This is a genomic window from Salibacterium lacus, assembly GCF_042684865.1.
Classification (GTDB): Bacteria; Bacillota; Bacilli; order Bacillales; family Marinococcaceae; genus Salibacterium; species Salibacterium lacus.
Window position 1 is genome coordinate 144,315 of record NZ_JBHUML010000005.1, and the last position, 18,219, is coordinate 162,533.

Here is an 18,219-nt window from a genome sequence, read left to right on the forward strand (position 1 = left end):
TACATGCCCCAGGGGAAAAGCGTTGAATGGGTGTCCGGGGGAAGGGCGGCCTGGTGCTCTTCCCTAACGACCAATTTTCCATTCCGGCTGGCGGGAATCAGTCGTTAGCTGGGAGTCAGCGGCCAATTTCAGCTTAGGTCAGCGGTGTATTGGCCACTGGAGCGTTCTAACGACCAATCCAGCTTTCGCCTCGGCGTGCCGTTGGTCCCCAGACCTGCTCTAACGACCACTTCCTCCCTCTCCCGCCGGTGAAACAGTCTTCAGCGCAAAAAAAGACAGCAGAGCGTATCTGCTGTCGGGGGGGGGGGAGCTCTCTACTTTGTTTGGTTCTCATGATTCGTGATTTCAACGACCTGTCCGGTTTTTGCGGATCGGAGGGCGGCAGCGGTGATCTGCTGGGTTTTGAGCGCATCGCTGTAATCTGATTGGATTTCAGAAGTATCTCCGCTTTTCACCGCTTCGATAAAGGTTTCATTTTCTTTTTCATACGGGTCGTCGCGGTCATTATATTCTTCCATCACGCCGCCGCTGTCATGCTCCACACGGTCCGGCTGCCAGCTTAAAATGCCGTCATCGGTGTAGAAGGTGATGCCGATGTCGTGAACATGCGGCGGCAGGACACACGTGTTGGAGAAGTTCGCAATAATGCCGTTTTCAAGCGTCAACGTTACTGCGCCAACATCGGCGATGGATACATTATTTTCGTCTTTACCCAGGATTGTGTTCGCAAAGACAGCATACACGCTCTTCACTTCCCCGGCAGTGAAACGAAGCAGATCGACCAGATGAATCGTCTGCTCATTGAACTGCCCGCCGGACCTTTCCTGGTCGGTCCACCAGGCCGTCTGCGGAATGCCGCTCATCCAGCGTCCGGTAATCATCCCGATCTCCTGAAGCTCGAGAAAGTTCTTCATCGTCTGCGTATTCTGCTTGTACCGGAAATGATAGCCGACCGAGGTGATCAGCGATTTCTCCTCAATCTGACGGGCAAAATCAGCCGGCATGTCCGCTTCGTTGCTGAGCGGTTTTTCTACAAAAAACGGAATGCTGCGGTCGATCAGCTCCTGTTCAATCGAGCCGTGCGCCATCGGAGGAACGCACACATAAGCCGCATCCAGCTTTTCGGTATCGAGCATTTCCGCCAGATCGCCGTAACCGGTGGCTTCGTACTGCTTCGCCATCCGCTCCGCCTTCTCCTGACTCGTGCCAAAAAATGCAGCAATATTCACGTCCCGTCGGGTGGATAGAATGTCGGCATGCTTTTTACTGAAATTCCCGGTTCCCATGAATCCAATATTTATTGTCATGTCCAGTCTCCTTTTCATGCTTTATTCTTATTCTACCACTTCTGCCCCTGTCCCTTCATCTCCTTTATTGATTCCTGATTTTTTACGAAGCAGCTGCTACGGTGGTTGTGGACATTTCAAGCGGCAAAATGTCCAGTATCGGCCGGTTACGGACATTTGGGAGGGAAAAGTGTCCAATATCCTGAGGTTACAGCCATTTTAACAGCCTTCGTCCCTATTTTTGTCCGTAATACAGGTTTTACAGACATTTTCTTCGGTAAAGTGTCCGTAAAAACCCTAAGCAGTATATGAACAAACAATATTATGAGAGAAAAGCACTATCCCTGCATCGAATTTCCTGTTTTTATCTTTTTTTCCACACCCTCTTTCTCCATACCATTTCTTTTTGTATGCTGGATCATGTGTGGAAAATCGTAACAGAAGCAGGAGGTTATTATGAAACAGATATTTTTCTTGATTTTATGTACAGTGACAGTAACCGTCATGGCTGCGTGCGGCAGCAACGGAGAGAATGCGGAGTCTTCGGCAGGAGCCGAAGAGAGCGGAGCGGCTGAAGAACAGCAGGAAGAAGCTGAAAACAGTCCGGAGGAAACGGCGGCATCAGAAGAAACGGACACCGGTTCTGAAAGTGCTGATTCGGAAGGAACCGGTGAAGATGAGGCTGGTGGAAGCGCCGACGGAGAAAACTACGAACCGTATGAATATGAGGAAGTGTGGGCGGATGTGGGACTCGAAGTGGAATCCTCCAAAGAAGCCCTGCAAAGCGATTATGAGAAATTGGTCAAAGCCTTAACAAATGAACATAAACAGCAGTATGATTCTTACGTAAATGGAGTTACAACCGCCATTGAGGCAGAGACAACCATTGAACTTCACTATAATCGTTTCATGAATAACGTTCCTGATATACTTATGGACACAAAGCGCGTGGAGCTGGAAACAAGAGAGATTGATTTTGTCCGGCAGCAGCTTATTAAAGGAATGGAAAATATGATAGACGCGATTGAGCCGATGGATACCGAACTGGAAGGGAAGACTGCGCAAGAAGCGTTGGACGAATTGAACAGCGCGATTGACGAATCCAATCATTATGATGCTTTAGGCCATGTCCAGCTTCAGCGCATTCTGGAGGAAACCGGTGCCCTTAAACCTGAAAACGAAGATGATTACCTTGATTTTATCGACGAACAGCTGAATGAGGAGAAACTGTAAACATAAGAAGGAGCTGCCCCGGATGGCACCGGGCAGCTCTTTTACGTGTTTTCTTCTTACCGCATCATCTGTTCTGCATCCCGCAGTAATGAATCTGCGGCTTGTTTGGAAATATGCTTTCCCCGCTGCGCGTGAACATGATTGATGAAAGGCTGGAGATTATCCTGTTTCAGCTTCGCCTGTAAGCTGTTTGCTATTCCTTTGTTTTTGATCAAACCTTCGTCCGTAAATGTCGTTACATCCCGGCGGAGGGTATCCGGGGTAATCGATCTGGTGAGGGCGATATAGTCTAGTTCGGCATAGCTGCTCCCCTTTTCGAACGTGATCGTATTATCCCCTTCGTTTAACTCAATCTCGGTCGTTTTCAGGTTTCTTGTACCGAAATTGGGAACATCACTCATCCATCCCCCCGAATTCTCGTACGCTATCTCCGACGATTGTCCGCCGTTCACAGAAAGAGAATGGGTGCTCTCGGCATCTGTTCCGTCCGCATAGCCGATTTCCATCGTGTATGCGCCGCCGGCCGGCACTTCGATATCAAAGGTCACGCTGCTGTCATCATAGTCAATATTGCCTACAAACTCTCCATCTGAGGCATAGCTGGAATGATGGGTTACAGCATTTTCAATCGCAGCATTCTCTGCCTCCGCGCGGAGATGGAACGGCCCCTCCGGCTTCGTGCCAACCTGAAGGTAATCGACGTCCACCGTGCCGTCCGCCGATAGACGTATAGTGTTGCTGCCAGCATCGAGATGAGCTGTCGTGCGGAAGGTTTCATAGCCGGACCTTGGCGATTCTGAAAGAGCGATATCCCGGGGAGCTCCATTTATCTCCAGCTCCTGCGCTCCATCACCATCCGTTATACCTGCATACCGCAGCTCTATTTCATACTCCCCGTCTTCCGGAGCATTCACCTGAAAATCAAGACTGTCATCCTCGAGAGCCACGTATTTGTTATTGGACACATAGGTCCCGGCATCTGCCTCCTGACCCGGATGTTCAGCAGCATGTTCTGCTTCATAGCGTGACGCGTCTTCTCCAGAGCTCGTGATGGTCAGGTTGTAACCGGATGACTCTTCCATATCCGTCACTGGAATCGTCAGGCTGTCACCGGTGAGCGTGAATTCTCCCTCAAACACGGTCGCCGGTTCACTTAACGGCGTGTCTACTCCGTGCCACGACGCTTCTTCCACCTTCACGTGGGCGGTATCATCCAGAAACGCGGCCTCATCCAATCCGTCGATGGAAAGCACGCCGTCTCCGTCATGACCGCCGAAGATTCCCTTTATTTCTTCTTTGTCCTGACTGATACTCACCGTCCCTTCGAGTCCGGCTTCGTCTGTGGCGGCAGGTTCTGTCATCACCATGTTTCCTGACATGTCCCCGTACCACTTGTACGTCCACCATGCACCGTTTGGTTCCATGTCACTCGTTAATAAATTACTGAGACGTCCGGGCCGGTACCAGAAAGCCAGGTTGGCCGTATCCACGCCGGCTCTTTCAAATGGTGCAATGTACTGGATCATCGCACCCGGCACCGCCTGCTCGGACTGGACACCGTACTCATTTATACTAATGCGGAGCGGCTCGATACCAAGCTCTTTCTCAAGCGCCCTGTAGTCCTCTACGTGCGATTCAATCGCCCATGGTGCCGGTCCGTTTTCATGATTGCCTTCCGGATTCCCGAGCTCATGCCAGCTCATTATATCGGGCAGGGTATTCGTATCTCTCGCGTGAATTAAAAATTCCCGGAGCAGCGGTTCATCGTACTGGGTGAAACTGGGGCCGATAATGTCTGTTTCTGTGTCCATTTCTTTGATCAGATTGTATGTTCGTTCCCAGCCTTCCAGGAAGGGCCCCGCCGCTTCTTCATCCCACGTCCATTCCGGTTCATTCCATATTTCATATCCATAAATGTTGTCTGATTCGGATTCCTTCGTGTCCTGAACGATTTCTCTCACTTTCGTCTCCCAGTCATTCCACCCTTCCCATTGATAAGGAAAGTCCGGGTAGATATCAGGCATCCGGATCGTGACAGATGCCTTGGCCTCTTCCGCGATTGGCGCCACTTCCAGGGAATCTCCCAATACCTTTGTTTCCCCATTTGGAAAATGAGTGCCGCCCGGAGCCATCTGTGTAAACATTTTAGGCTTTGTCGGATTCACCAGTTCCTGCGGCGGATATCCTGCTTCGCCCAGCCCGTAAAGAGCCCCTGACGCTACCTGGGTAACCGGCCGGTATTCATGACCGACATCCACCCGCAGTGTTTCCACGTCACTGGTTCCGTTCTCCTCTGCCTTCACGCTGTCCGAATGCGACGGAACGCCCGCGCCGGTACCGGCAACAATGAAAAGTCCCGCTGCTGCCAACCTCAGCTTTTCTTTCATCCCCTATTCCTCCTTGATGAAAATAGAATGGTAAAAGAGCCAATCTTCCGGATAAAAAACCTGTCCCCTGTGTTCCGACACCTTGTGTAAGCGCGATCATTTTTTGTCGCTGTAAAGATGTCATGGTTTTGCTGTTACTCAAAGGATACCATTCTATATCCATGAAATCGGTAGCTGGAACAGAAGAATAGGTGGAACATTCTTACTTTATTTCATAACCTGTCACAAAAAAACATGGGAAGCTTCTATGGTCTCCCCGAGACGCAGGAGACCGAAGGAGCAGTACGGAGCTCGGCGCCGGTATAAGAGCGATCCCGGGTTAAACAGCAAGGTTTTGCCGCTGTAGCGGAGGAGCGGCTGATGGGAGTGGCCGAAGATGAGAATATCGGGCGGTTCCTCGAAGGCTTCAAGTGCGCGTTTTTCAGTTGTTTTTTCCCCGCCGTGACCATGGACCACACCAAGGCTCCAGCCCTTTTTTAGGAAGTGTTGTTTTTCCGGTACAAGCTCTTTCATGTCCTCTCCATCTACATTCCCGTAGACACCGGTGACTTCCCCGTACTGCCTCAGCTGGTCATACACCTCCGGCACCTGCCAGTCCCCGGTATGGATAATTTGATCTGCCGTTTTTAATTCCTCTGTTAATTTACCCGGCAGAGAGTACTCTGGTTTTCGTATGTGGGTATCCCCAAGCACAACGATTCTCGTCATAGCTGCTTTCTCCTTTTTTTCTTCTATTATACCTTTTACACATAGAGGTTTACATCCCGGACAAAGGAGGAAACCAAAGAAAGGAAGCTTTATGTAAAGGGAGTCATAAGATGGCAGAGTTAAAAGCATTATTCCTGAATACCTCGTTAAAAACGGGGGACACTACATCGAATACAAGCGCACTCCTGGAAAAAGCCGGAGAGTGGCTGAAACAGGAAAACGTGGCCGTGGAAGAAGTACGGACCGCGGATTTTGACATTCACCCCGGCATAGCACCGGATATGGGAAACGGGGATGAGTGGCCTCTCATTAAAAAAAAGGTGGAAACGGCGGATATCGTAGTGATCGGAACCCCGGTCTGGCTGGGAGAACGAAGCAGCCTTGCCGTTCGTGCAATTGAGCGGCTGTATGCCTCCAGCGGGGAAACAAATGAGAAAGGCCAGGGCATTTACTATAACAAAGTAGCAGGCGTGGTAGTAACAGGAAACGAAGACGGGGCGAAAAGTGCAGCAAAACCGATATTATATGGACTCCAGCACATCGGCTTCACGATTCCACCAAACGTCGACGCCTACTGGGTCGGGGAAGCAGGACCCGGGCCATCTTATATCGAAGCCGGGCAGGATAGTGAATTCACGAAGAAAAACACGAAAATGATGGCGCATAACCTTGTTCATTTTGCCCGGATGCTGCGGGAAACCCCGATACCCACGCGGGGCAACAGCAGCTGAGCAATATTTTTTACAGTACCGGGTTCCGTATTATATGATAAAACCGCACATTGATTAAGGAGGACGATACCATGGCAGATAAAAAGGTACTAATGGTGGTTACCAACCACACCACAATCACCGACGATCACAAAACAGGATTATGGCTCGAGGAATTTGCGGTTCCATACAATGTATTTAAAGAGCAGGGCTATGACATCAAAGTCACAAGCATTGAAGGCGGCGAAGTTCCGCTCGACCCAAACAGCATCGAAGACCGTGCAGAGTGGAAAGAAGCAGAAGGTATTCTGAAAAACACCGTGAAACTGAGTGAAGAAGACAAACACGGCTATGACGCTATCTTCCTTCCGGGCGGCCACGGCACGATGTTCGACTTCCCGGACAGTGACGTGCTTCAAAACGTTCTGCAGCATTTCGCGGAAGAAAACAACGTCATCAGCGCCGTCTGCCACGGCCCGGCAGGTCTGGTGAACGCCACATACGCCGACGGCACACCGGTTGTGAAAAACAAACGCGTGGCAGCATTCACCGACGATGAAGAAATCGAAATGCAGCTGGATGCGCACATGCCGTTCATGCTCGAATCCAAGCTCCGCGAAAAAGGCGCCAATATGGAACGCGGCGAAAGCTGGAGCGATTTCTCCGTCGTGGACGGCAAGCTCGTCACCGGCCAAAATCCGCAGTCCAGTAAAAGCACCGCGGAAAAAGTCGTCGAAACGCTCGAATCCTAAAACATGTTTTCATCATGATGAAAGGGGCTGTACCACAAAGGTGCAGTCCCTTTTTTGCGTACTGGATAAGGAAACCAGTAAAGGTTCCTTCATACGCCGTGGACACTATCACTGAAAAATTAGAACGCAGTGTACACGGACCATCATGTCGTGGACACTATGCCGCTTCATTCAGGAATTAGTATCTTCCGGTGAAAAGGAGTAGACACTATCTATCCGAAGTATTCTTATAGTGTCCATCGACACTACCTCCGTGGACACTATGCATGCTGCCGCACAATGTTAGTGTCCACGGAGACGCCCCGGCCCCCGGCAGTCCCAGCGTATACCTTCTTTATTCTTTCACAGCTCCGGCGGTCAACCCGCTGATGATGTAGCGCTGGAGCACGACGGATATGAGAACAATCGGGATGGTTGCGATCACGGCAGCGGCTGTCATCTGTCCCCAGTCGAGGGAATGAACGCCCTGAAACTGCGAAATCGCGACCGGTACAGTTCTTGCCGATTCGGACGATGTAAAAATCAAAGCAAACAGGAATTCATTCCATGCGAGCGTGAACGCAATGATGCCCACCGTCAAAATGCTGGGGATGGACAGCGGCAGAAATATTTTGACAATCATCCGGAACACCCCGCACCCATCCATAATCGCCACCTCTTCAATCGACGGATGAATCGTTTTGAAAAAGCCGGTCAAAATCCACACGACAAGCGGGGTGAAATAAGCAACATACGGCAGAATCAACGCAAAATACGTATCAATGGCACCGATGCTGCGCAGGAAATCAAACAACGGACTGATAATAAATATCCCCGGAAAAATCGTAATAAACAGAACCAGCATAAACAGCGGGTTTCGGAAGCGGAAACTTAGTCTTGCAAACGAATAAGCAGCCGGAACGCCTATCAGCAGACAGACGATCGACGTTACGCCGGATACGACAAAACTGTTCCAGATATTCGACAAAAATCCGCTCTCCAGAATAACCTGCACGTAATTATCTATAATGAAGGGGGCCGGAAAAATCCCCGCCTCAAAAATTTGGTTCTGCGACTTGAAGGACGTTAAAACCGTCCATAGATAAGGAACAAGATTAATCAGCACAATAAGGATGAAAAAGGTCCAGAATAACGGTCCCAATTTCTTTTTCATGTTTCCCCTCCTTTCAGCCATCCATATTTTTGCTCATGCCGCGGACATAAAATCCTATCAATATGCCGACAACAATCACTCCGATAACGGCCATCGCTCCGCCTAAACCGAAGTCCAAATATTGAAAAAACACTTTGTAGTTATACAGAGTGAAAATTTCCGTCGCTTCTCCGGGTCCGCCGCCGGTCATCACGTACACGATATCTATCACATTGATCGTCTGCAGCGTCGTAAAGATGAGTCCCAGCATGATAAAGGGCTTAATCAGGGGGAGCGTAATATGAAAATACTTCTGCCATGCACTCGAACCATCCATATCCGCGCTTTCATATAAATCTTTGGATATCGTCTGCAGCCCCGATATAACGATTAACGTTAACAACGGAGTGGTTTTCCAAATATTTGTCGTTACGACACTGAGCATGGCAAGGTTATCCGAAACAAGCCATGGAATATTTCTCTCAATAAGACCAATCCCCGATAACACCTGGTTTATAATGCCGAAATCCGCGTCATACATGAACTTCCACGCCTGTGCCGCAACGACCGGAGCCACTGCCCAGGGAAGCAGGATCGACGCACGAAACAGCGACCGTCCTTTAAATGACTGATTCGCGAGCTGTGACGTGATCAAAGCAAGGAAAAGCATGCCGGCGACACTGCCGAGAATATAAATGAGACTTGTCACAATCGAGGAGCGGAATCTCTCGCTCTGAAACAGCGAGATATAGTTTTCCAGTCCGACAAAACCACTGTCCGCATTCGGATCAGACAGCTGATACGACTGAAAACTGTACGTCAGCGTTGTCAAAAGTGGTATGAACACAATAACGATAATCATGACGAACATAGGTACCAACAATACATAAGGTAAATACTTATACCGCATGTTACAACCCCCTTTCGGAGCTGTATCAAAAGGTGCAGCTCCTTTTCTGTAATATAGAAAATTCACCCCAGGCAGAAGCGGAAGGCGGCGACGCCAGCGGGAAGAGCAGCAGCCGAAGATCCCATCAAACGGCGGTTTTACCGTTTGATGTAGCTGAGGCGCTGCCCGCGGCAAGCGTCCGCCTGCAGCGGATGCCTTAACGTTTAATGGCTTTTGATACAGCCCCTTTATTTTTTACTCCGACTGTTTAGTTTAACTCTTTCAGCTCCGATGCCAGGGCATCCAATGCTTCCTGCGGGGACACGTCTCCATTCAACGCTTCGTGAATATGGGACTGCGCGATATCGGAGACCTGGGCATACTGCGGGTGGGTAGGTCTGGTTGAAGCATCGTCAAACACTGTCAGGTATTCTTCGAGATAAGGGTTTGCTTCCAGCACTTCTTCATCTTCATACAGGTCAAGGTGGGTACCGACCTGGCCGCCTCCCATTAATACCTGTTTCTGATTTTCAAAGGTGGTAAACCATTGTATAACTTCCCAAGCTTCCTCCGCATGCTCGGTATGATCAGCAATAGCGAAGTTCCATCCGCCTACAGCGTTGGCTTTCTGTCCGCCTTCAAAACCTGGATTGCTTGCGACCCATGTTTTATCTTTCACCGGGGAATCATCGGCCTGGTTCACGCTGTATACATACCCCCAGTTCGGGTGGAACACCGATTGTCCCTGCGTGAACGGAATCCGGGCGTCATCCGGCGTGGAATTGCCTATCGCGGACGGGGAAACGACTTCGTACTCTTCAATCATGTCCACCATAAACTGCAGGGCTTCCACCGCTTCCGGACTGTTTATCGTGACATTCCCCTGCTCGTCAAAGAAGCTTCCGCCTTTGGAGTGCAGGAATTCGGTAAAACTTACAATCAGCTGCTCGGAACGTCCCCAGTGCATGGAGAACCCCTGCATTCCTTCTTCTTCCTGAATCAATTGAGCGGTTTCTACTGCTTCCGTATACGTTTCCGGCACATCACGGTCGTATTTTTCCAATAAGTCCTGTCTGTACCAGAGAGGGTGGAGATCATTAAACCAGGGGACCGCCCAGATATTACCGTCATATTTCATTGCTTCCACCTGGCGCTCGATATAGTTGGACTGCATGTCTTCGGTGAACAATTCATCGAGCGGTTTCAGCCAGCCTGCTTCGGCGAATTCCGCCACCCATACGACGTCCAGGTTCACAATGTCCAGATTGTCGGACTTGGCTGTCAGCTGCGTCACGGTCTGGTCGTGCATTTCCGACGCGTTGTTCGACATTTCCACGTATTCCACCTGGATATCATCATGTTCTTCGTTGAACCGCTGCCGGGCTTCTTCCATCATGCCGTTCGGATCGCTTTCCAATTTCGCCATATGCAGCGTCACGGCGTCACTGCTGTTTTCTCCTCCTTCATTTGCCCCGTCGTTTCCAGCATTTGATGAACATGCCCCGGCCACCAACACAACGACAAGAAAGATGACAACCATTTTCATTGTACGCATGATAACCCTCCTTTTTTAGTCGTCCTTCGCTTCCCGGAGCCAGACTCTCATCTCCCCCGGCGTTCGATTGGCCCATGAAAAATAAGGAACAGCTTTAAACGTAACCGGTTCTCTATGAGGACGGCGTGTCGTGTACAGCGCATCGCCGTGCAGCGTTTCGCGGTACCCCCGCCCGGTAATCACGTTGACACCGCCAAGGTCTCCTTCTTCAAACGTCACGTCACAAGGGCTTTCGTCCGACACAAGAATTTCCTGTAGTTCACTTCCGTTGTCGTGTTCTTCCAGGCAGTACACCATCGGTCCCCTCTGCAGCGCTGTTTTTCCGATGTTCTCCCGCACTCTTGTGTCCGCGCGGATCCATTCCACTTCCATTGGCAGAAACAGCGTCACGTCATCTGCTTTTTGCCAGTATCTGTGCACTTTGGCATATCCGTTTTCTGTGACGTCCTCAAGGTCCACCGTTTTCCCGTTCACTTTTAATTCCGGATTCCGGCACCAGCCCGGTACGCGCAGGGCCAGCGTCAGCTCCACACCCCCTTTGTCTGAATCTATCGTAAAGGATACGTGTTCCCCCCACGGATACTCCGTCGTCTGCCGGACACGGATGTTTTCCGTATCTGTTGAAAATACTGCGTCCCCGGCGGCATACAGGTTGACCTGCAGTTCCTTTCTGTCCTCCTTCCAGGCGTAGACATAATCTCCGAACGAACTGATGAAACGGGCGATGTTAGGCGGACAGCACGCGCACACAAACCAGCCCTGACGCTCCAGTTCCGTGTCGGATAGATCATTCCGTGTTTTCACCGCTTCGGGCCACACTTCCAGCGGATTCACGTAGAAATACTTCGTACCGTCCAGCGACATGCCGGAGAGGAGACCGTTATAGATGGTTCTCTCCATCACATCCGCGTAAGAGGCATCCTCTGTCAGTTTCAGCATCCGGTCCGCCCAAAAGACGAGCCCGACGGACGCGCACGTTTCGGTATAGGCCCTGTCGCTCGGCAGGTCGTAATCAAACGAAAACGATTCATGATAATGGGACGAACCGATGCCGCCTGTCACATACATCCGCTTATCCGTCATATTTCGCCAGACGCGTTCACTTGCTTCCACCAGTTCAGGGTCCCCCGTTTCCGCCGCCAGTTCCGCCACCGCTGTATAGAGATAAACAGCGCGGACCGCGTGCCCTTCTATGCTCGACTGCTCTCTGATCGGAAGATGAGACTGGCAGTAAGAAGGCGGGGTTCCCTTGTTGTCGCTCCGCTTCGCGGCTTCCCATTCAAAATAGTGCGGCTCGTTTCCTCTTTCACCAATAAAAAATTTGCTACTATTCAGATATTTAATGTTGTCCGTTGCTTTATACAATTTCAGCAGTGCAAGCTCTATTTCCGGATGACCGGGATATCCCTTCATTTGGTTTTCCCCCGGGCCGAACAAGTCTGAGATGAGATCGGCGAACCGGCAGGCAACGTTTAAAAGTACTGTCTTCCCGGTCGCGTCAAAATAGGCAACAGCCGCTTCCATCAGATGTCCGGCGCAGTACAGTTCGTGGTCATCGCGGAGATTCGTCCACTTTTTATCAGGCCTCACGCACTGATGGTACGTATGGATATAGCCGCTTTCCTCCTGCGCGGCCGCGACTAAATCAATCGCTTCATCCGCCTTTTTTTCCAATTCCTCGGTCCGGTGCATCGATAACGAATACCCTACCGTTTCCAGCCATTTGTACAAATCACTGTCCTGAAACACCATGCCGTAATACGTCGCGTTTGAAAGTCCTGCAGCTATCCTGAAGTTTTCGAGCGTATGACTTGGTTCCACCCCGGGAACATTGTCATTCAGTGTGTCCCACTGATAAGGGATGACCGATTCTCTTATGAGCTGCTGTCTCTTCTTCCATAAATTATCTGAAAATGTTATATTTGATATTGATAGCGCTGTCATTTTTGCCATTGGGCGAATCTCCTTTCGAGTAATAGATATAAGAATAAGTGGAATATAATGACCCGGACAGTCACCGGATTCCAGGCGCCGCCGTACCTGGAACCCCCTGATATGTCATTTCAGCTTATCCTTCTAACGAAATCATATCACTACCGTGTGACGGTGTCGGTAGTTCATATGGAAGAATAGGTGTATTTTTCTTACTATATGTGCAAAGGAGAATACGGATGCATATCAAAACAAGCACGAAAGAACCACTGGAATTTATTTCAGCCGGGCAGTTTATCTCAAGTAAACCATGGACGCATGAAAAAAGAGTCATCGACAGTTACGAGCTGATTATCGGGGTCAACGATACCTTGTATATGGAGCAGTCGGACCAGAAATACAACATCGATCCCGGACAGACAATGCTCGTGCTGCCGGATCAGATTCACGAAGGATTCTGTCCGTGTGCCCCGGGGCTTTCGTTTTACTGGGTCCACTTTGTATCCCCCTCGCCGGTATATCATATCAGCAATGAAGAAATGGATCAGGAGATCTCCCGCTTAAGAAAAAATCCTGATACCCAAAGCTCGATTTCCGATATTTACCTGCCGCAGTATTTTCACGGTGCTGTGTCGGACCGCGTCAATATTTTGTTTCAGCAGCTGCTTCATATCGACAACTCCAATTACTACACCTCAACGAGCGTCCATTATTTACTGACGTCCCTGCTGATTGAGCTGTCCGAGCAGAATATCACGAATTTCTATTATGATTTGAAAGACAATCAAATGGATCATCACCTGGTTAGAATCATGGAGTGGACGCGGGTTCACGCGTTTGAGGATATCACGGTGGGAAAAGTGGCGGAGCAGTTCAACTACAATAAAAACTATTTGTCGCGGCTGTTTAAATCCAAAATCGGCATGAATCTAAGCGAATACATCCATCTGCTTAAGATTTCCAAAGCAAAAGAGCTGCTCAGCCGCACGAACAGTGGTGTGAAAGAAATCGCGGCAGCCCTTGGCATTGAGGATGAAAAATACTTCATGAAGATGTTCAAAAAATATGAAAACATGACACCGACTGAATTCCGAAAAGCATTCTACCGCACGCATATGAATAATACGTGATCCACAGCACATTTTTCATCTATTTTTTCTCCTTCGAATGTGATTCTGATTTTTCGTACGATTTTCTTCTTTAACGTGTTACAATAGGGTGGAAACTTTTCAGGAGAAGGAAGGGATAGTCATGAGTATTACATCAACAAAACCTCCGTTCCGCGCCGATCATGTCGGCAGTCTGCTTCGGACGGAACCTATCAAAGACGCGAGAGAGCGTTTTGAAAACGGGGATATTGATAAACAGGCGCTGCGCGACATCGAAGATCAGGAGATTACGAAAATCGTAGAGAAGCAGAAAGAAGCCGGTATTCATGCTGTGACCGACGGCGAATTCCGTCGCGGCTGGTGGCATTATGATTTTCTCGCCGAACTCGACGGGGTGGAAGAGTATGAAGCCGAATCCGGTATTCCGTTTAAAGGCGTTGAGACGAAAGCACGTGCCATCCGGATTGTTGGAAAAATCGATTTCAACGAGCATTCCATGGTGGACGATTTCCGTTTCCTCAAAAGCGTTGCCGGTGATCATGAGGCGAAGATGACGATTCCGAGTCCGAGCATGCTTCATTTCCGCACCGAATTCGCCGAGAGCGCGTATGAGGACCTGGCGTCGTTTTTCCACGACCTGGCCCAGGCTTACAAAAAAGCGATTCAGGCGTTTTATGACGAAGGCTGCCGCTACCTGCAGCTTGACGACACGTCCTGGTCGCACTTCTGCTCGGAAAATCATGACGCAGAGATTTTCGGGGAAGGCGTTGATCCCGAAGATATTAAGAACTGGTACGCTAAAACCATCAATGACGCCATCGCGGACCGTCCGGATGATATGACCATCACGATGCACATCTGCCGCGGCAACTTCCGCTCCGCCTGGATTGAGTCCGGCGGCTATGAACGAGTAGCGGAGACCATTTTCCAGAAGCTGAACGTGGACGGGCTGTTCCTCGAGTACGACACCGACCGTGCCGGCGGCTTTGAACCGCTCCGCTTCGTAGAACGCTCAAACCTCTTCATCGTGCTCGGTCTTATTACGTCGAAGTTCGGCGAGCTCGAAGATCCCGAGGACGTAAAGAAACGTATCGACGAAGCGGCCGATTACGTGAACCGGGATCAGCTCTGCCTGAGCCCGCAGTGCGGCTTCGCCTCCACCGAGGAAGGCAACATTCTGAGCGAAGAAGAGCAATGGGAAAAACTGCGCCACGTCAAGCGCATCGCCGACGACGTATGGGGCAGCAAGTAAAATATAGAGACAGGGCAGGAGAAAGCACGGCGCTTTCCCTGCCCTTTTTTTATGTGCTGAGGCTTGGGTTTTCTACATCGCGTTTGCCCGCCGGAACCGTTTAGTAGAGTGATGGGTCGGCTAAAGTGCTTTATGGGTGGATCATAATGACGTTTGAGGGGGAGCTGGAACCTCTAAAGTGCTTTAGGGACTATTCATAACGACGTTTTAAAGGCGGCGCGAACCTTTAAAGTGCTTTAGGGACTTTTCCTCCCCCTTTTCACGCAGCGGCACGAGCTCCAGGTTACGTTTGGCCGTTCATTTTCCCGCTGAACGTAACGTAGAATCGCTCATGATGACGTTTAACAGGGCGCCGGCCCCCCTAAAGTGCTCTGGGAAGCTTTTTTAACGACGTTTGACCGCCTCCCCGCTCCCTAAACGCAACAAACCTCGGACCCGTCCTGGATTTTCCATGCACCGCCGTCTCCCCTCGTTCTTAAAAAGAGGAGAAAAAATCATGGAGAAAGTCGAAGAAAATTCGTTCCGTCGGCAGAAGCTCCCGTTCCTTCGGTGTGATCAGACCAACGGTGCGCGTGACATCCGGGTTTCGGATTTTCTTTTTCACGGTATAGCGCGGCGTTGTATCCACCAGGGTGACTTCCGGTATCAACGCTATGCCAAGGCCCGCCGATACCAGCCCTTTTAACGCATCCACATCATCCCCTTCAAAGGCCGTCTTCGGTTCAAATCCCTGTTTCCGGCACGCTTCAATCACCAATTCCCGGAAATGCATCCCTTCCGGAAGCAGGATAAACGATTCTTCCCGCAGCTGATGCAGCGTGACATGCGGTTCGTCGGCAAGAACGTGATCCTGAGGAAGCAACGCTATCACATTTTCGGTGAACAGCACGTGTCCGTAAACGTGGTCATGGTCCTCAGGAACCGGAGCAAGCAGTCCCATATTGAATTCGCCGCTCATCACTTCTTCAATCACATCATAGTAAACATTCTGCTTCAAATGGAAGTTGGCATCCGGATAGGTTTGGCGGAACGAGGAGATCGCGGTCGGAAGCGTATACGCCGCCATGCTGATCGGATACGTGATCCGGATGGTTCCGCGGTGCGGATGCAGGTATTCCTGCACTTCCTGCGTCGCGTTTTCCAGCATCTGAATCGACTTTTTGGAGCTTTCCAGAAACACTCTTCCCACCGGTGTTAAACGCACCCGTCTTCCCTGCCGGACAAACAAATCAACACCAAGTTCCGCTTCGAGATTTCCGATCTGGCGGCTCACCGCAGACTGCGCAACATGCAGTTCTTCGGCAGCTTCTGTAATATGTTCCCGTTTGGCTACTTCCATAAAATATTTCAACTGTCGTATTTCCACGTTGGACTCTCCGTTCATCGCATTTTGATATAGGTTCTATCTTTTATTTATATTGATTAGAACAATCCTGCTCTTTTACAATACACCTGAATCGTTTCCTTTACAATGATTCAACATAGTACTGTCTGGGAAAGGAGAAATTCTTGTGAACAAAGCATCCTGGAAATTATGGCAGAAAGAGGTCATACGAGAAGATTACACGAAACCGGAGATGTCGGAGTCCCTCCGCAGAAAACGGATAGAACAGGTAAACCGGAAATACGGGACGAACCATGTGCGTCCTGTGGCTCAACCCGCATCTGACAACCAGTAATCCCCCCCTCCTAAGCCGGCCGGCTGTCTATTACATACATCCCCCATTCCCTTTATTTCATTCTTATCTCATAAAAGCATGAAACCAATCTCTACTTCGTATTGTTTTGATTGAGCTATTACGTATAAAATACTTTGTAACAGATTTTTCAGAATAAACACATTAAACTGTCTGTGTTGAAGAGAGGTTGGGATAGTGACATGGTGACTGCCGTAAATACGACGCAGACTGACATAAACCGTGCACAGCAATACGTAGACAATGTATTTGACACCGTGACAAAACGTAATCCAAATGAAAATGAATTCCACCAGGCCGTGCGTGAAATCGTTGATTCTCTCGTTCCAGTCCTTGCTGCCAACCCGGCATATATGGACCATGGAATCCTCGAACGAATGGTGGAACCCGAACGAACGATTTCCTTCCAGGTTCCCTGGGTCGATGATCAGGGGAATGTGATGGTCAACCGCGGATTCCGGGTGCAGTTTAACAGCGCGATCGGGCCGTACAAAGGGGGTCTGCGTTTCCATCCGACCGTAAACGCCAGCATCATTAAGTTTCTCGGCTTCGAACAGATTTTCAAAAACGCCCTGACATCTCAGCCGATCGGCGGCGGTAAGGGCGGATCTGATTTTGATCCAAAAGGAAAATCGGACGCCGAAATCATGCGCTTCTGCCAAAGCTTCATGACCGAACTGTCCCGTCATATCGGTCCGGATACAGACGTACCGGCCGGCGATATCGGCGTCGGACCCAAAGAAATCGGGTATATGTTCGGGCAGTACAAAAAGCTCCGCGGGCGTTTTGAAGCCGGCGCGCTGACCGGGAAAGGACTGCCGTACGGCGGAAGTATCGGCCGGACAGAAGCCACCGGCTACGGCACGGTCTATTTCATGCAGGAGATGCTCAAAGATAACGGACTATCCTTTGAGGGACAGACCGTCGTTGTATCCGGTTCGGGAAATGTATCGATCTATGCGATGGAAAAAGCGGCTCAGCTCGGGGCATACGTTGTGGCATGCAGCGATTCAAACGGGTACATTTATGATCCCGGCGGCATTGACCTGCAGACCGTCCGGGACATCAAAGAAGAGCGGAAAGAAAGCCTCGCCGAGTACGTGAACGAACATCCCGATGCCGAATTCGGAGAAACAGGATCCGGCATATGGTCTCTCCCCTGTGACATCGCCCTGCCGTGTGCGACCCAGAATGAACTGGATGAAACAGCGGCGAAGCTTTTATCCGCGAACAACGTAAAAGCAGTGGGAGAAGGAGCAAACATGCCCTGTACGCTGGATGCCGTTCATGTTTTCCAGGATAATGATGTATTATACGGACCAGCCAAAGCTGTCAACGCAGGCGGCGTCGCTGTATCCGCCCTCGAAATGGCCCAGAACAGCACAAGGCTTTCCTGGACATTTGAAGAAGTAGATGAAAAGTTACAGGATATCATGAAAACCATCTATCAAAACAGCGTGGAGGCTGCGGAGAGATACGGTCAATCCGGGAATCTGGCCGCCGGTGCCAACATCGCCGGCTTTCTCAAAGTCGCCGGCGCCATGGTAGACCAAGGGGTCGTTTAATATTCAGGAGCA

15 protein-coding genes are annotated in these 18,219 nt (G+C 50.1%); 7 read left to right on the top strand and 8 right to left on the bottom strand.

Annotated features, from left to right (window positions below):
• Window positions 1-314: 314 nt before the first annotated feature.
• On the bottom strand, window positions 315-1,307 hold the full coding sequence (locus tag ACFSUB_RS13805) for a Gfo/Idh/MocA family protein (protein WP_380713846.1): 993 nt from the start codon (window positions 1,305-1,307) through the stop codon (window positions 315-317).
• Between the two features lie 435 nt (window positions 1,308-1,742).
• Here ACFSUB_RS13805 and ACFSUB_RS13810 point away from each other — a divergent pair, with 435 nt between their 5' ends.
• Window positions 1,743-2,519 carry a hypothetical protein gene (locus ACFSUB_RS13810; RefSeq protein WP_380713847.1) on the top strand — a complete coding sequence of 259 codons (777 nt, stop codon included), beginning with the start codon at window positions 1,743-1,745 and terminating at the stop codon, window positions 2,517-2,519.
• Between the two features lie 56 nt (window positions 2,520-2,575).
• Here the strand turns inward: ACFSUB_RS13810 and ACFSUB_RS13815 are convergent, their stop codons facing one another.
• Complete coding sequence (locus ACFSUB_RS13815; RefSeq protein ID WP_380713848.1) at window positions 2,576-4,906, bottom strand: CBM35 domain-containing protein; 2,331 nt, start codon at window positions 4,904-4,906, stop codon at window positions 2,576-2,578.
• A gap of 222 nt (window positions 4,907-5,128) precedes the next feature.
• Window positions 5,129-5,614: a metallophosphoesterase family protein gene (locus tag ACFSUB_RS13820; protein ID WP_380713849.1), complete on the bottom strand. Its 486-nt coding sequence runs from the start codon at window positions 5,612-5,614 to the stop codon at window positions 5,129-5,131.
• 110 nt (window positions 5,615-5,724) lie between these two features.
• On the opposite strand from ACFSUB_RS13820, the gene ACFSUB_RS13825 reads away from it, so the two are divergent.
• Window positions 5,725-6,345: a flavodoxin family protein gene (locus ACFSUB_RS13825; protein ID WP_380713850.1), complete on the top strand. Its 621-nt coding sequence runs from the start codon at window positions 5,725-5,727 to the stop codon at window positions 6,343-6,345.
• A gap of 71 nt (window positions 6,346-6,416) precedes the next feature.
• Window positions 6,417-7,076 (top strand): type 1 glutamine amidotransferase domain-containing protein, encoded by a 660-nt coding sequence (locus ACFSUB_RS13830; protein WP_380713851.1) that lies wholly within the window; start codon window positions 6,417-6,419, stop codon window positions 7,074-7,076.
• A gap of 334 nt (window positions 7,077-7,410) precedes the next feature.
• On the opposite strand, the gene ACFSUB_RS13835 is transcribed toward ACFSUB_RS13830, so the two are convergent.
• From ACFSUB_RS13835 to ACFSUB_RS13850, 4 genes are all read right to left on the bottom strand, one after another.
• The gene (locus ACFSUB_RS13835; RefSeq protein WP_380713852.1) at window positions 7,411-8,229 is read right to left on the bottom strand and encodes a carbohydrate ABC transporter permease; all 819 of its coding nucleotides are present in this window, start codon (window positions 8,227-8,229) and stop codon (window positions 7,411-7,413) included.
• Between the two features lie 13 nt (window positions 8,230-8,242).
• Window positions 8,243-9,118 carry a carbohydrate ABC transporter permease gene (locus ACFSUB_RS13840; RefSeq protein WP_380713853.1) on the bottom strand — a complete coding sequence of 292 codons (876 nt, stop codon included), beginning with the start codon at window positions 9,116-9,118 and terminating at the stop codon, window positions 8,243-8,245.
• Window positions 9,119-9,365: 247 nt separating this feature from the next.
• The gene (locus ACFSUB_RS13845; RefSeq protein WP_380713854.1) at window positions 9,366-10,652 is read right to left on the bottom strand and encodes an ABC transporter substrate-binding protein; all 1,287 of its coding nucleotides are present in this window, start codon (window positions 10,650-10,652) and stop codon (window positions 9,366-9,368) included.
• Window positions 10,653-10,667: 15 nt separating this feature from the next.
• A complete protein-coding gene (locus tag ACFSUB_RS13850) occupies window positions 10,668-12,605 on the bottom strand; it encodes a glycoside hydrolase family 127 protein (RefSeq protein ID WP_380713855.1) in 1,938 nt (645 codons plus the stop codon).
• A 218-nt stretch (window positions 12,606-12,823) separates the two neighbouring features.
• Here ACFSUB_RS13850 and ACFSUB_RS13855 point away from each other — a divergent pair, with 218 nt between their 5' ends.
• Both ACFSUB_RS13855 and ACFSUB_RS13860 read left to right on the top strand, forming a co-directional pair.
• Window positions 12,824-13,714 carry an AraC family transcriptional regulator gene (locus ACFSUB_RS13855; RefSeq protein ID WP_380713856.1) on the top strand — a complete coding sequence of 297 codons (891 nt, stop codon included), beginning with the start codon at window positions 12,824-12,826 and terminating at the stop codon, window positions 13,712-13,714.
• Between the two features lie 121 nt (window positions 13,715-13,835).
• Complete coding sequence (locus ACFSUB_RS13860) at window positions 13,836-14,945, top strand: 5-methyltetrahydropteroyltriglutamate--homocysteine S-methyltransferase (RefSeq protein WP_380713857.1); 1,110 nt, start codon at window positions 13,836-13,838, stop codon at window positions 14,943-14,945.
• A gap of 475 nt (window positions 14,946-15,420) precedes the next feature.
• Here the strand turns inward: ACFSUB_RS13860 and ACFSUB_RS13865 are convergent, their stop codons facing one another.
• Entirely contained in the window at window positions 15,421-16,311 is an 891-nt protein-coding gene (locus ACFSUB_RS13865) for a LysR family transcriptional regulator (RefSeq protein WP_380713858.1), read from the bottom strand.
• Window positions 16,312-16,456: 145 nt separating this feature from the next.
• On the opposite strand from ACFSUB_RS13865, the gene ACFSUB_RS13870 reads away from it, so the two are divergent.
• Entirely contained in the window at window positions 16,457-16,624 is a 168-nt protein-coding gene (locus tag ACFSUB_RS13870; RefSeq protein ID WP_380713859.1) for a hypothetical protein, read from the top strand.
• Window positions 16,625-16,824: 200 nt separating this feature from the next.
• Window positions 16,825-18,207 (top strand): NADP-specific glutamate dehydrogenase, encoded by a 1,383-nt coding sequence (gdhA, locus tag ACFSUB_RS13875; RefSeq protein ID WP_380713860.1) that lies wholly within the window; start codon window positions 16,825-16,827, stop codon window positions 18,205-18,207.
• Window positions 18,208-18,219: the final 12 nt, after the last annotated feature.

Bases quoted from the DNA above. Each gene is read 5' to 3' on its own strand.
- ACFSUB_RS13805 (WP_380713846.1), bottom strand. From the start codon at position 1,307: ATGACAATAAATATTGGATTCATGGGAACCGGGAATTTCAGTAAAAAG.
- ACFSUB_RS13825 (WP_380713850.1), top strand. From the start codon at position 5,725: ATGGCAGAGTTAAAAGCATTATTCCTGAATACCTCGTTAAAAACGGGG.
- ACFSUB_RS13830 (WP_380713851.1), top strand. From the start codon at position 6,417: ATGGCAGATAAAAAGGTACTAATGGTGGTTACCAACCACACCACAATC.
- gdhA (WP_380713860.1), top strand. From the start codon at position 16,825: ATGGTGACTGCCGTAAATACGACGCAGACTGACATAAACCGTGCACAG.
- ACFSUB_RS13810 (WP_380713847.1), top strand. From the start codon at position 1,743: ATGAAACAGATATTTTTCTTGATTTTATGTACAGTGACAGTAACCGTC.
- ACFSUB_RS13860 (WP_380713857.1), top strand. From the start codon at position 13,836: ATGAGTATTACATCAACAAAACCTCCGTTCCGCGCCGATCATGTCGGC.
- ACFSUB_RS13840 (WP_380713853.1), bottom strand. From the start codon at position 9,118: ATGCGGTATAAGTATTTACCTTATGTATTGTTGGTACCTATGTTCGTC.
- ACFSUB_RS13850 (WP_380713855.1), bottom strand. From the start codon at position 12,605: ATGGCAAAAATGACAGCGCTATCAATATCAAATATAACATTTTCAGAT.
- ACFSUB_RS13855 (WP_380713856.1), top strand. From the start codon at position 12,824: ATGCATATCAAAACAAGCACGAAAGAACCACTGGAATTTATTTCAGCC.
- ACFSUB_RS13835 (WP_380713852.1), bottom strand. From the start codon at position 8,229: ATGAAAAAGAAATTGGGACCGTTATTCTGGACCTTTTTCATCCTTATT.
- ACFSUB_RS13815 (WP_380713848.1), bottom strand. From the start codon at position 4,906: ATGAAAGAAAAGCTGAGGTTGGCAGCAGCGGGACTTTTCATTGTTGCC.
- ACFSUB_RS13845 (WP_380713854.1), bottom strand. From the start codon at position 10,652: ATGCGTACAATGAAAATGGTTGTCATCTTTCTTGTCGTTGTGTTGGTG.
- ACFSUB_RS13820 (WP_380713849.1), bottom strand. From the start codon at position 5,614: ATGACGAGAATCGTTGTGCTTGGGGATACCCACATACGAAAACCAGAG.